This window comes from Bradyrhizobium sp. USDA 10063, assembly GCF_054063735.1.
In genome coordinates this window covers 9,109,169-9,120,798 of sequence record NZ_JBSSGP010000002.1, presented here as the reverse complement: position 1 = coordinate 9,120,798, position 11,630 = coordinate 9,109,169, and the positions used below count along the sequence as shown (strand labels likewise).

Sequence of the window (11,630 nt, the reverse complement as noted above, 5' to 3'; positions counted from 1 at the left end):
CCCGTTCGTTTCGTCCTACAGCGTGGTGTCAACGCGCGGCGCAGGCTCTCGTTGAGCTCAGCGACCCTTATGCCGCCCGGACGGACTCCAGGAACTTGCTGACCTCGACCTTGAGGCGGCTGCTGTCGCCGGACAACGCCTTCGCGGCCGACAGCACCTGCGTGGAAGCCGAGCCGGTCTCGGTGGCGCCACGTTGCACATCGGTAATGTTGGCCGAGACCTGGTGGGTGCCCTGGGCAGCCTGCTGGACATTGCGCGAGATTTCCTGCGTGGCAGCGCCCTGCTCTTCCACCGCCGCGGCGATGGTCGAGGAGATCTCCGAGAGCCGTTCGATAGTGCTGCTGATCTCCTTGATCGCATTCACCGAGTCCTGGGTAGCGGCCTGGATGCCGGTGATCTGCTGGCCGATCTCGCCGGTGGCTTTCGCGGTCTGCTCGGCCAGCGCCTTCACCTCAGAAGCGACGACCGCAAACCCACGGCCGGCCTCGCCGGCGCGCGCCGCCTCGATGGTCGCGTTCAGCGCAAGCAGGTTAGTCTGGCCCGCGATCGTGTTGATGAGCTCGACGACGTCGCCGATCCGCCCGGCTGCCTTCGAGAGCTCGCTGACGCGGTCGTTGGTGCTGCGGGCCTGGCCGACGGCGTCGCTCGCCATCCGCGCCGATTCCTGGACCTGGCGGCTGATCTCGGTGACGGAGGATGACAGCTCCTCGGTCGCCGAAGCCACCGACTGCACATTGGTGGAGGCCTCTTCCGAGGCGGAGGCGACCGCGGTGGTCAATTCCTGCGAGCGCGTGGCGGTCGAGGAGAGCGTGCCGGCCGCAGCTTCGAGCTGGGTCGAGGCGGAAGAGACGGTCTGGACGATCTCGCCGATCATGGTCTCGAAATTGCTCGTGATGGCGTCGACGCGGCGGCCACGCTCGATCTTGGCTTCCGCATCGGCAGCGGCCGCTTCGTCGGCGGCCTTCTTGGCGATCAGCGCTTCCTTGAACACCTGGAGCGTATCGGCCATCGCGCCGATTTCGGTCTTCTCGCCCTGGTGCGGGACCTCCGCAGTCAGGTCGCCCTGACCTAGCGCCTGCATCGGCTTGACGATCGAGGCAATGCCGGCCGAGACGTCACGGATCAGCAGGAAACTGACGACGGCGCCAGCCAGCACCGCAGCCAACAGGATGAAGGCGAGCATCGCGAAAGCGGAGGAGAAGTTGGCGGCAGCATCCTGCGCGGCCTTGTCGGCGCCCCACCGTTGTTGAGCTCGATGTCCTTGCGGAGAAGCTCGTCGGCCTCGAGCCCGATCTTGTTCACGGTCTTGCTGTTCAGCTCATGGGCATCATGCGGGATCTTGCCGGCATCCCTGCGCGACAAGGCCATCACCTCTTCGGTGCCCTTCTTGTACCGGTCCCAGGTCTCAGCCCACTTGTTGTAGATCGCCCGCTCCTCGGGGGAGGTGATCATGGGCTCATAGGTCTTGCGGGCCTTGGTGTTGGTCTCGACAACCGTGACCAGGGTCTTCTCTGCTGCCAGCTTCTCCTCGAGCGTTTCCGCCAGCATATGCTCGCGGATCACGTTGCGGTAGGTAATGACACCGGCGCGGAGGTCGCCGAGCACGCGCACGCTCGGCAGCCAGTTGGTCGTGATGTCGACTGTATTGGCATTGATTGCCCGCATGTTGCGTACCGCGAGCAGCCCCATCCCCGTCATGGCGACGAGCAGAAGCGCGACCACGGTGATGATCTTGGCGCGGGATCGAATACTTGGCGAACATGTCGGGGAATCTCTTGGCTTGGGCGTGTCGGGCACGCCAGGTGATGCAAAGTGCTTTGGGTTGACCGAATCGAAGGATGCCGTGTCGGCAATCAAACCGCGCAACGTTCTGAGGTCGCGTTAATTTGCCCCTCCGTAAAGTTACGGTAGGCAAAAGACGTCACTAACAGATGAACGGAGCGATGCGATCAGCGCATCAGCAACAGCGCGTCGGAGAAAAACTGCGGGCCGCCGAAATTGCCCGATTTCAGGGCAAGCAGCATCTCGCCTTTGTTCGCGCCGACCGCGCGCAGCACCGGCACGCCTGCGGCGATCTCCGCGCCGACGAGGAAGCCTGGAATTCGCAAGCGATCGACCACGGCACCTGACGTCTCGCCGCCCGCGACCACCAATCGACGCACGCCGTCTTCGACGAGGCCTTCCGCGATGTCGGCCATCGCCTGCTCGATGGCATGTCCTGCTGCATCACGGCCATGACGAGACTGCAGAGCTGCGACCTCACCAGGCGTGGCGCTGCTGGCGATCAGCACCGGGCCTTCGCCGATCCGGTCGCGCGCCCAGGCGAGCGCGCGGCGGACTTCGTCCTTGCCGGTCACGATCCGCTCGGGGTCGAGATGCAGCACGGCCATGCTGCGCTCGGCGTTGGCGATCTGCTGCAGCGTCGCCTGCGAGCAGCTTCCGGCGAGACAAGCGGCAGGTCCGCCGACCGGCGCCTCGGCCGTGGCGCTCGCGGCCTCCGGCCTGACCTTGCCCGAGCCAACCAGCGCCCGGGCGAGTCCGAGCCCGATTCCGGAGGCGCCGACCGAAACGCGATGGTCCAGCGCCACCGTGCCGATCGTGCCGAGATCGCCGTCGAACACGGCATCGATGATGGCGGCGCCAAACCCGCCAGCGGCGAGATCGGCAAGGCGCGCGCGAACGGCGTCCGGGCCACGCGCAACGGTCGCAAGGTCGACCAGGGCGACCTTGGTCCTGCTCTGGCGCGCCAGCACCCGCACCAGGTTCGAGTCATGCATCGGGTTGAGCGGATGGTCCTTGAGCGGGCTTTCGTTCAGCGGCACCGAGCCGACGAAGAGATTGCCCTGGTAGACGGTGCGGCCGGTCTCCGGGAATGCCGGCGTGACCAGCACGATGTTGTCGCCGGAATCCTCGCGCAGCGCATCCATCACCGGACCGATATTGCCGGCGTCGGTGGAATCGAAGGTCGAGCAGACCTTGAACAGGACATGCGAGGCGCCGCGGCCGCGCAGCCATTTCTCCGCCGCACGCGAACGGGTGACCGCCTGGCTCGCCTCGATCGTGCGGCTCTTCAGCGAGACCACCACCGCGTCGACCTCGGGCAGAGCGAGATCGTCCGAGGGCACGCCGATCGTCTGCACGGTGCGCAGGCCGGCGCGGGTCAGCGTGTTGGCGAGATCGGAGGCGCCGGTGTAGTCGTCGGCGATGCAGCCCAGCGCCAAAGTCATGCTTTTGCTCCGGCATAAGGCTTGAACCAGCCGAGGCCATCGGTGGTCCTGCCGCGCGGATTATATTCACAGCCGACGAAGCCGGCATAGCCGAGCCGGTCGAGCTCGTCGAACAGGAACGGATAGTTCAGCTCCTCGCCGTCGGGCTCGTTGCGCGAGGGAATGCTGGCGATCTGGACATGGCCCGTGATCGGCATCATCTCGCGCAGCCGCATCGTGACGTCGCCATGAATGATCTGGCAGTGATAGATGTCGAACTGCAGCTTCAGGTTCGGGATCTTCAATTCGTTGATCAGGTCGCGCGCGAAGGCGAAATCATTGAGGAAATAGCCGGGCACGTTGCGCGGATTGATCGGCTCGATCACGACGTCGAGGCCGTGCGGCGCGAAGAACCCGGCGGCCCATGTGACGGATTTGTAAAACGCCTCGACCGCCCTGCTGTCGGTCCTCTCAGCGATCCCCGCCATCAGGTGCACGCGCTTGACGCCGGTCGTCTCCGCATAGGGCAGCGCGGTGGTGGCAAGGCTCGCCTTCAGATCGTCAAACCGCTCCGGCAGCGCCGCGAAACCTTTCTCTCCGGCCGCCCAATCGCCCGGCGGCAGATTGAACAGCGCCTGCGTCAGGCCGTTTTGGCGCAGCCGTTCGCCGATCTCCTTGGCCGGATGGTCATAGGGAAACAGGAACTCCACCGCGGTGAAGCCGGCTTTCGCCGCGACCTGGAAACGGTCGAGGAACGGGACCTCGTTGAACATCATCGTGAGATTGGCGGCAAAGCGGGGCATCGCGCGTCCTTTTAGTTGTGTTCGCCGGGCAGCTTGGTGCCGGTGACGCGGGCGTACATCCGCGCCACGGAGGCGTCGTCATCGCGCCCCATGCCGGCGGCGGCCGTCATCAGGAACATCTGCAGCGCTGCGGCCGAGATCGGCACCGGGAATTTCGCATTTCGCGCCATATCCTGGATAATGCCGAGATCCTTGACGAAAATCTCCACCGCGCTGCGCGGCGTGTAGTCGCCGTCGAGCACATGCGGCATCCGGTTCTCGAACATCCAGGAATTGCCGGCGGAGGCGGTGATCACCTCATAGACCTTGCGGATGTCGAGGCCCTGTTTCGCCGCAAACGCAATCGCCTCGGAGGCGGCGGCGATGTGCACGCCGGCCAGGAGCTGGTTGATCATCTTGAACGCGGCGCCCTGCCCGGCCGCATCGCCGAGTTCGTAGAGCTTGGCCGCCATCGCATCGAGCGCGGGACGGGCTTTTGCAAAAGCCGCTGCGCTGCCGGAAGCAAGGATGGTGAGTTCGCCCTGAGCCGCGCGCTGGGCGCCGCCGGAGATCGGGGCATCGAGATAATGCCGTCCGGTCGCCTCAAGCTCTCTTGCCAATCGCCGCGCCACGTCGGGGTCCATGGTCGCGGAGGAGACGAACACGGATCCTTTCGGCAGCGTGTCGGCCACGCCATTTTCGCCAAACAGGATCGTTTCGGTCTGGGCGGCGTTGACGACGACGCTGACCACGATGTCGGCGCCGGCGGCGGCTTCCTTCGGCGTCCTGGCGCCCTTGCCGCCGCCCTGGACGAACCGCGCGACGCTGTCGGCCGACACGTCGCAGCCGGTCACCTCAAAACCCGCACGCAGCAGCGAGGTCGCCATGCCGAATCCCATCGAGCCGAGCCCGATCACGGCAACGCGCGGTTTGGTCGATTCTGGCATACGGCGGTCCCTCACGTGTTTCTTAGGAGTGTTGCCCCTGCGTATCACGGCTTGGCCGCCGTGCCAAAGCGTGAGACAAGGCGGGAAACGGGTATGGCTGCCATGAGCGAAACAAAGCTCCGTGAGGACATCTGCCGCTTCGGCCGCTCGCTGTTCGAACGCGGGCTGACGCCGGGTTCTTCGGGCAATATCAGTGTGAGGTTAGACGATGGCGGCTGGCTGGTGACGCCGACCAATGCCTCGCTCGGTTTCCTCGATCCCGCCAGGATGTCGCGGCTCGATGCCGATGGACGGCTGGTCTCGGGCGATGCGCCGACCAAGGAGGTGCCGCTGCACACCGCGCTCTACCAGACCCGCGGCGCGGCGCGCGCCGTGGTGCATCTGCATTCGACCCATTCGGTGGCGCTCTCGATGCTGCCCGAGATCGACCCGCGCGCCGCGCTGCCGCCGTTGACAGCCTATTATGTGATGAAATGCGGCCAGACTGCGCTGGTGCCCTATTATCGTCCCGGCGATCCCGCGGTGGCCGACGCGATCAAGGGACTGGCGGGCAAGTATTCGTCGGTGCTGCTCGCCAATCACGGGCCGGTGGTGTCAGGCGATACGCTGGAAGCCGCCGTGTTCGCGACGGAGGAACTGGAGGAGACCGCGAAGCTCTACCTGCTGCTGCGCGGACTGAACCCGCGCTATCTCTCGCCGGAGCAGGTGGCGGATTTGACGAAGGTGTTCGGATTGACGCTGCCGGCGCATTCGCCACACACACCGACCTCATCCTGAGGAGCCGCGCTTTGCGCGGCGTCTCGAAGGATGGGCCACAAGCGCTCGCGGCCCATCCTTCGAGACGCGGCGAAGACGCCGCTCCTCAGGATGAGGTCGATATGCGTGGAAGTATCCCAGAGATCACAGCCCCAGATACGCCTTGCGCACGTCGGGATTGGTGCTGATCTCCGCCGCCGGTCCCTGCATGAGCACGCGGCCGGTCTGCAGGATGTAGGCGCGGTCGGCGATCTCCAGGCACTCGGCCATGCGCTGCTCGACGATCAACACGGTCATGCCGGCGTCGCGGATGCGCTTCACCGCCTGGAAGATCTCGTCGACCAGCTTTGGCATGATGCCCTGCGACGGCTCGTCCAGCATCAATAGCCGCGGGCGGGTCATCAGCGCGCGGCCGATCGCGAGCATCTGCTGCTCGCCGCCGGACAGCGTTTCGGCGCGCTGCTCCAGCCGCTCCGAGAGCCGCGGGAACAATTTGAACACGAGGTCCAGCGGCTCGTCGCGGTTGGCTTCGCCACGGTAGAGGTAGCTGCCGAGGCGGAGATTGTCGCGCACCGAGAGGCGCGGAAACAAGCGGCGGTTCTCCGGTACGTAGGCGATGCCGGCGGCGGTGATGATATGTTGCGGCTTGCCGTCGATCCGCGCCCCGTCGAAGGTGACGGTGCCGGAACGCGGCCGCTCGGCGCCGGCGATGGATTTCAGCAGCGTCGACTTGCCGGCCCCATTGGCGCCGGCGACGCAGACGATCTCGCCCTTGGCGACCTCGATCGAGACCGCGGAGATCGCGACCAGCCCCTGATAGGCGGTGGTGACTTCATGCACCGACAGCATGACGATCCCCAAGATAGGCGGTGATGACCTTCGGATCGCGGACGACCTCCGACGGCTTGCCCTCGACCAGCACCTTGCCGAGGTCGAGCACGATGGCGCGGTCGACCAGCGGCATCACGATCTCCATGACGTGCTCGACCATCAGCACCGTGACGCCGGTGGCGCGCACCTTGCGCACCAGTTCGACGCCGGTCTTGGCTTCCACCGGCGTCAGGCCGGTCAAGACTTCATCGAGCAGCAGCAGCTTCGGCTCGGTCGCGAGCGCGCGCGCCACTTCGAGCCGCCGCTTTTCGGACGGCACCAGATCGCTCGCGAGCACGTTGGCGCGCGCGGCGAGCCCGCAAAATTCCAGCACCTCATACGCCTTGCGGCGGGCTACGCGCATCACGGTGTTTCGGATCAGCGCGCCAACGATGACGTTGTCGATCACGGTCATGGTCTCGAAACTTTTCACGACCTGGAAGGTGCGTCCGATGCCGCGCTGGCAGCGTTCCGCCGCCGGCAACCTTGTGACGTCCTCGCCGTCGAACCAGATCGAGCCTTGGGTTGGCGGCAGTACGCCGGCGATCAGGTTGAACAGGGTCGACTTGCCGGCGCCGTTCGGGCCGATCAGCCCGACGATCTCGCCGCGGCCGACCGAGATCGAGACGTCGCTGTTGGCGACGAGGCCGCCGAACCGCTGCCACACCCCGCGGGTTTCCAGGAGCGCCGTCATCGCACGGCCGCCTTGCGCCAGAAGAACTTGGGCCGTGCGAACAGGCTCACCAGCCCTCTCGGCAGCGCGAGCGAGATCAGCACGATCAGCGTGCCGTAGACGATCAGGTCGACGCCACGTCCCGAACCGCCGATGAAGGAACGGGTCAGTTCGGTCAGCGGGATCAGGATCACGGCGCCAAGCATCGGTCCCCACAGCGTGCCGATGCCGCCGAGCACCGCGGGCAGCGCCATCAGGAGCGAGAACTGGAAGCCCATCACGCTTTCAGGATCGATATAGGATACGAACTGCGCATAGAAGCTGCCGCCGACCGCGACCAGGAACGCCGACACCGCAGCCGCCCCCATCTTGGAATTGAACACGACAACACCAAGGCTTTCGGCGGCGTCCGGATTGTCCTTCACCGCGCGCCACCAATAGCCCCATTTGGAATCCTCCAGCCACCAGGTGACGAACCAGGCGACGCAGGCGAGTGCGAGTGCGAAATAGAAATAGGGCAGCTTGCTGCGCGTGAACTGGAATTTCAGCCAGCTATCGCCGCGCACCGGGATATCGATGCCGAGCGCCGCTCCGGCCCAATCCCAATTCTGGATCAGGAGCAGTCCGATCTCGGCAATCACGATGGTGGCGATGACGAAATAGTGCCCGCGCAGGCGGAAGCATGGATAGCCGAGCGCCATCGCGATCAGCGCCGAGAGTGCGCCGCCCGCCAGCATGCCGAACCAGGGCAGCACGCCGAACTTGGTGAACAGGATCGCGGTCGTATAGGCGCCGAGCCCGAAATAGAGCGCGTGGCCGAGCGAGATCTGCCCGCAATAGCCGGACAGGATGTTCCAGCTCTGCGACAGCGCCGCATACATCAGCGTCAGCACCATGACGTTCTGAACGTAAACGTCCTTCACGAACAGCGGCACCAGCGCGGCGATGACCGCAAGGCAAAAAGCGATGATCAACTCGCGGCGGCGGCGCTTGGCAAAATCCTTGTCCATCACATCGACCCGAACAGGCCGCGCGGGCGAACGAAGACGACAAGCAGATAGACCGCGTAGATGCCGACCGATTTCAGCGACGGCGGCAGGATCAGCGCGGTAGTCGCCTCGACGAGGCCCACGATGATGCCGCCGGCGAAAGCGCCGAACACGCTGCCGAAACCGCCGAGCGCTACGGTGACATAGGCGATCAGCGCGAAGGAAGCGCCGACATCCGGGTAGACATAGAAGAAGATTGCCATGATGGCGCCGGCGAGACCGACGAGCGCCGCGCCCAGCCCCCAGCCGAGCGCGAACACCCGGTTCTTGTCGATGCCAACCAGTGCCACGGCACCGGCGTCCTCTCGCGTTGCTTCCAGCGCGCGGCCGAAATCGGTACGATGGATGAAGAAGTAGAGCCCCGCGAAGGCCGCGATCGACACCAGCGCGCCGACGAGCTGCGGCTCCGGCAGGAAGATGCCGCCGATCGAGATGGTTTTCCCGCCGAGCCAGGAATTGGTGACGCTGCGATAGTCCGGCGTGAAGAAGAACTGCGCCAGTCCGCGCATCACGATCGCAAGGCCGAAGGTCGAGAAGATCTGCACCATGCCGGCGTTGGCCTTGGCGCGCACGGCAAAGCGCACGATCAATAGATAGACTATCGCCCCGAACACGAACAGCGCCGCCGCTACCAGCGGCGCCGACAAAAGCGGGTCGATCGCGAAGAACGCGAACAGGAAGAAGGTCGCGTACATCGCGATCATCAGGAACTCGCCATGGGCGAAGTTCACGACGTCCATCAGACCGAAGATCAGCGCCAGCCCGACGGCGATCAGCCCGTAGAGCAGCCCCATCAGGAGGCCGCTCGCCAGGCTCTGGATAATGGTCTCGGCCGTCACCGCTGTTCCTCCGCACCGACCTCGCCATTCGTCATTGCGAGGAGCGAAGCGACGAAGCAATCCACTGTTCGATCTCGTGGCGAGATGGATTGCTTCGCTTCGCTCGCAATGACGGAACGTGCAGTTATCATCGAGTCCAAGATCACGATGGTTCTTCCCCCCGCCCGCGCCGCTTACTTCATCGGCCACACGGCTTCGGCGACCGCCGCCTGTGGCGGGAAGATCGTGACGAACTTGCCGCCGATATATTGCAGCAGCACCGGATCGGCGTCGTTGTTCTGGCCCATGTCGTCGAACTTCACGCGCTTCCATGGCATGATGGTCGTCTCGCCGGGCATGTCGGTCGCGACCAGCGCCTCGCGGATCTTCTCGCCGTCGGTGGACTTGGCGCGGTTGATGGCATCCGCCATCACGATCAGGCCCATGAACTGGCGCGACGAGTAGTCGTTGAAGTCCTTGCCCGAGCGCTCCTTGTACATCGCGTTGATCTTGCCGACCATCGGCCGCTTGGCGGCGAGATCGAGCGAGAAGCTGCCGCGCGAGATCACGCCTTCGAGCTTGTCGCCGACCGCATCATACAGCGCCTTCTCGGAGAAGCCGGCGTCCTGCGCGACGATCGCGTTCGGCTTGTAGCCGAGCTCGGCCATGGTCTTGACCAGGAGGATGCCGTCGGTGGTGTAGCTCGAGGGCATCAGCACATCGGCGTTGGCCGCCTTGAGCTGCTGCACTTCGGCCGACAGCGACGGCGAGTTGGCGCGGTACTTGATGTCGGCAGCGATCTTGTAGCCACGCTCGCCTGCGAGCTTGGCCTGCGCGTTGCCGGAGTCGGTGCCGAAGATCGTGTCCTCGTGGAACAGCGACAATGTATTGATCTTCGTGCCCTTCTTCTTCATCGCGTCGAAGAAGTCGAACATCGCGGTCGAGAACATCTCGTCATGCGGCGCTGCGCGGAAATAGAATTTCAGGCCGCGGCGGTGCAGGCTCGGCGAGGAATTGTCGGCCGAGATGAAGGGAACCTGGTAGCGCTCGCAGATCTGGCTGACAGTGACGGCAACCGCGCTCTGGTAGGTGCCGACGATCGCGCAGACCTTCTCCTGCGTGATCAGGCGCTCGGCTTCGGCGCGGCCCTTCTGCGGATCGGCCTGGTGATCGGCGAAGACGAGGCGGACCTTGGCGCCGCCGAGGCCGGACAGGCCCTCGCCCTTGGCGAGCGGCAGCTCGAAATCATAGTTCTTGTTGATGATGTCGGCCGCGGTCTCGAATGCCTTTTGCGCGTCGACGCCGATCTGGGCGCTGGCGCCGGACAGCGGATAGATCACGCCGATCACCACTTCACTGGTTTGCGCGCGCGCCGCGATCGGCGCGAGCGCGGCGGCAGCGGTGGCTCCAAGCAGCACGTTACGGCGAGTGATCGTCATTTGCGGAAATTCCCCTATTGAACGAAGGCTATCGAATGAAACGGATGACGGTTGCGGTAAAGCCTCAAGAAACGGCAGGCGCTGCCCATTCGAGCATGATCTCCGCGCAAACGCTTCGCATTTGTCGCGAGGGAAATCCGGTTTCCACTTTTCCGGATCATGCTTTAGAGCACCGCCAATTGCTTGTTCCTGAGATCGGTGATCAACATCAGTCCTGGCGCATGCGTGATGGCGAATGGCAGCTTTGCATTCGCGATCACCGCCTGCGGTGTCACGCCGCATGCCCAGAATACCGGGATCTCGTCGGCTTCAACCGGAACCGGATCACCATAGTCGGGCTTTGCGATATCGTTGATGCCGATCAGGTGCGGGTGGCCGAGATGCACCGGCGCGCCATGCACGGAAGGAAAACGCGAGGTGATCTGCACCGCCCGGATCGCATCAGCCGGCTTGAACGGACGCATCGACACCACCATCGGCCCGACGAACGGACCCGATGAGCCGCAGGCAATATTGGTACGGTACATCGGCACCCGCACGTTGCGCTCGATGTGGCGGATCGGCAGGCCTTCATCCAACAGCGCTTCTTCGAACGAGAACGAGCAGCCGAGCACAAACGCGACGAGATCGTCGCGCCAGTGCTTCATGATGTCGGTCGGCTCCTCCACCACCTCGCCGTCGCGCCAGACGCGATAGCGCGGCACGTCGGTGCGGATGTCGAGGTCGAGGCCGAGCGCGGGGATGCTGACATCGCCGACATCGGACATGCCGATGATCGGGCACGGCTTGGGGTTGAGCTGGCAGAAGCGGTGGAAGGCGCCGGCGAGCTTTTCCGGCAGGATGGCGAGGTTGCCCTGAACAAATCCGTTCGCCACCCCGGCGGTGCTCGAAGCCATCCCGTTACGGCAGGCCAGCCGCGCCTGTCGGCTCGGAAGCATAGGGTCGTTGTCGCTGGTTTGCTGCACTGCCGCTAAAACAGTCATTTAATCAACCTGCCCAATATCTCAACAAGCGCAGCCAACATCAAGCGTGCTATAAAGTCTAATCTTGGTTTCTAATCAGGTTTGATAAATCTCATTTATCGAACGAG

10 protein-coding genes and 1 pseudogene are annotated in these 11,630 nt (G+C 64.5%); 1 reads left to right on the top strand and 10 read right to left on the bottom strand.

Translation table 11 applies throughout. The features are described from left to right. Positions 1-67: 67 nt before the first annotated feature. The 4 genes and pseudogenes from ACVJGD_RS44430 to ltnD form a co-directional block, all read right to left on the bottom strand. A pseudogene (locus tag ACVJGD_RS44430) lies at positions 68-1,698 on the bottom strand (methyl-accepting chemotaxis protein). A 251-nt stretch (positions 1,699-1,949) separates the two neighbouring features. After that, positions 1,950-3,227, bottom strand: a complete 1,278-nt coding sequence (otnK, locus tag ACVJGD_RS44425) for a 3-oxo-tetronate kinase (RefSeq protein WP_456639995.1) — start codon at positions 3,225-3,227, stop codon at positions 1,950-1,952. After that, positions 3,224-4,009 carry a 2-oxo-tetronate isomerase gene (gene otnI, locus ACVJGD_RS44420; RefSeq protein ID WP_456639994.1) on the bottom strand — a complete coding sequence of 262 codons (786 nt, stop codon included), beginning with the start codon at positions 4,007-4,009 and terminating at the stop codon, positions 3,224-3,226. The genes otnK and otnI overlap by 4 nt, the downstream gene beginning before the upstream one ends. An 11-nt stretch (positions 4,010-4,020) precedes the next feature. Then, the gene (ltnD, locus tag ACVJGD_RS44415; protein WP_456639993.1) at positions 4,021-4,935 is read right to left on the bottom strand and encodes an L-threonate dehydrogenase; all 915 of its coding nucleotides are present in this window, start codon (positions 4,933-4,935) and stop codon (positions 4,021-4,023) included. Between the two features lie 102 nt (positions 4,936-5,037). Between ltnD and otnC the strand changes: the two genes are divergently transcribed. Then, positions 5,038-5,712, top strand: coding sequence for a 3-oxo-tetronate 4-phosphate decarboxylase (gene otnC / locus ACVJGD_RS44410; protein ID WP_456640581.1), 675 nt, complete (start codon positions 5,038-5,040; stop codon positions 5,710-5,712). A 123-nt stretch (positions 5,713-5,835) separates the two neighbouring features. Here the strand turns inward: otnC and ACVJGD_RS44405 are convergent, their stop codons facing one another. The 6 genes from ACVJGD_RS44405 to ACVJGD_RS44380 all read right to left on the bottom strand — a co-directional run bounded on the left by ACVJGD_RS44405 (position 5,836) and on the right by ACVJGD_RS44380 (position 11,523). After that, positions 5,836-6,540 (bottom strand): ABC transporter ATP-binding protein, encoded by a 705-nt coding sequence (locus tag ACVJGD_RS44405; protein WP_456639992.1) that lies wholly within the window; start codon positions 6,538-6,540, stop codon positions 5,836-5,838. Continuing rightward, the gene (locus ACVJGD_RS44400) at positions 6,524-7,255 is read right to left on the bottom strand and encodes an ABC transporter ATP-binding protein (protein ID WP_456639991.1); all 732 of its coding nucleotides are present in this window, start codon (positions 7,253-7,255) and stop codon (positions 6,524-6,526) included. Before ACVJGD_RS44400 ends, ACVJGD_RS44405 begins: the two co-directional genes overlap by 17 nt. Continuing rightward, positions 7,252-8,244 carry a branched-chain amino acid ABC transporter permease gene (locus ACVJGD_RS44395; protein ID WP_456639990.1) on the bottom strand — a complete coding sequence of 331 codons (993 nt, stop codon included), beginning with the start codon at positions 8,242-8,244 and terminating at the stop codon, positions 7,252-7,254. Before ACVJGD_RS44395 ends, ACVJGD_RS44400 begins: the two co-directional genes overlap by 4 nt. Beyond that, a complete protein-coding gene (locus tag ACVJGD_RS44390) occupies positions 8,244-9,122 on the bottom strand; it encodes a branched-chain amino acid ABC transporter permease (protein WP_394568187.1) in 879 nt (292 codons plus the stop codon). Before ACVJGD_RS44390 ends, ACVJGD_RS44395 begins: the two co-directional genes overlap by 1 nt. Before the next feature lie 173 nt (positions 9,123-9,295). Then, a complete protein-coding gene (locus ACVJGD_RS44385; RefSeq protein ID WP_456639989.1) occupies positions 9,296-10,540 on the bottom strand; it encodes an ABC transporter substrate-binding protein in 1,245 nt (414 codons plus the stop codon). 164 nt (positions 10,541-10,704) lie between these two features. Beyond that, the gene (locus ACVJGD_RS44380) at positions 10,705-11,523 is read right to left on the bottom strand and encodes a putative hydro-lyase (protein WP_456639988.1); all 819 of its coding nucleotides are present in this window, start codon (positions 11,521-11,523) and stop codon (positions 10,705-10,707) included. Positions 11,524-11,630: the final 107 nt, after the last annotated feature.

What these genes read in the sequence shown, in the direction of transcription:
- otnI (WP_456639994.1), bottom strand. Translation starts at nt 4,009, where the DNA reads ATGCCCCGCTTTGCCGCCAATCTCACGATGATGTTCAACGAGGTCCCG.
- otnK (WP_456639995.1), bottom strand. Translation starts at nt 3,227, where the DNA reads ATGACTTTGGCGCTGGGCTGCATCGCCGACGACTACACCGGCGCCTCC.
- ltnD (WP_456639993.1), bottom strand. Translation starts at nt 4,935, where the DNA reads ATGCCAGAATCGACCAAACCGCGCGTTGCCGTGATCGGGCTCGGCTCG.
- ACVJGD_RS44395 (WP_456639990.1), bottom strand. Translation starts at nt 8,244, where the DNA reads ATGGACAAGGATTTTGCCAAGCGCCGCCGCCGCGAGTTGATCATCGCT.
- ACVJGD_RS44380 (WP_456639988.1), bottom strand. Translation starts at nt 11,523, where the DNA reads ATGACTGTTTTAGCGGCAGTGCAGCAAACCAGCGACAACGACCCTATG.
- otnC (WP_456640581.1), top strand. Translation starts at nt 5,038, where the DNA reads ATGAGCGAAACAAAGCTCCGTGAGGACATCTGCCGCTTCGGCCGCTCG.
- ACVJGD_RS44405 (WP_456639992.1), bottom strand. Translation starts at nt 6,540, where the DNA reads ATGCTGTCGGTGCATGAAGTCACCACCGCCTATCAGGGGCTGGTCGCG.
- ACVJGD_RS44385 (WP_456639989.1), bottom strand. Translation starts at nt 10,540, where the DNA reads ATGACGATCACTCGCCGTAACGTGCTGCTTGGAGCCACCGCTGCCGCC.
- ACVJGD_RS44400 (WP_456639991.1), bottom strand. Translation starts at nt 7,255, where the DNA reads ATGACGGCGCTCCTGGAAACCCGCGGGGTGTGGCAGCGGTTCGGCGGC.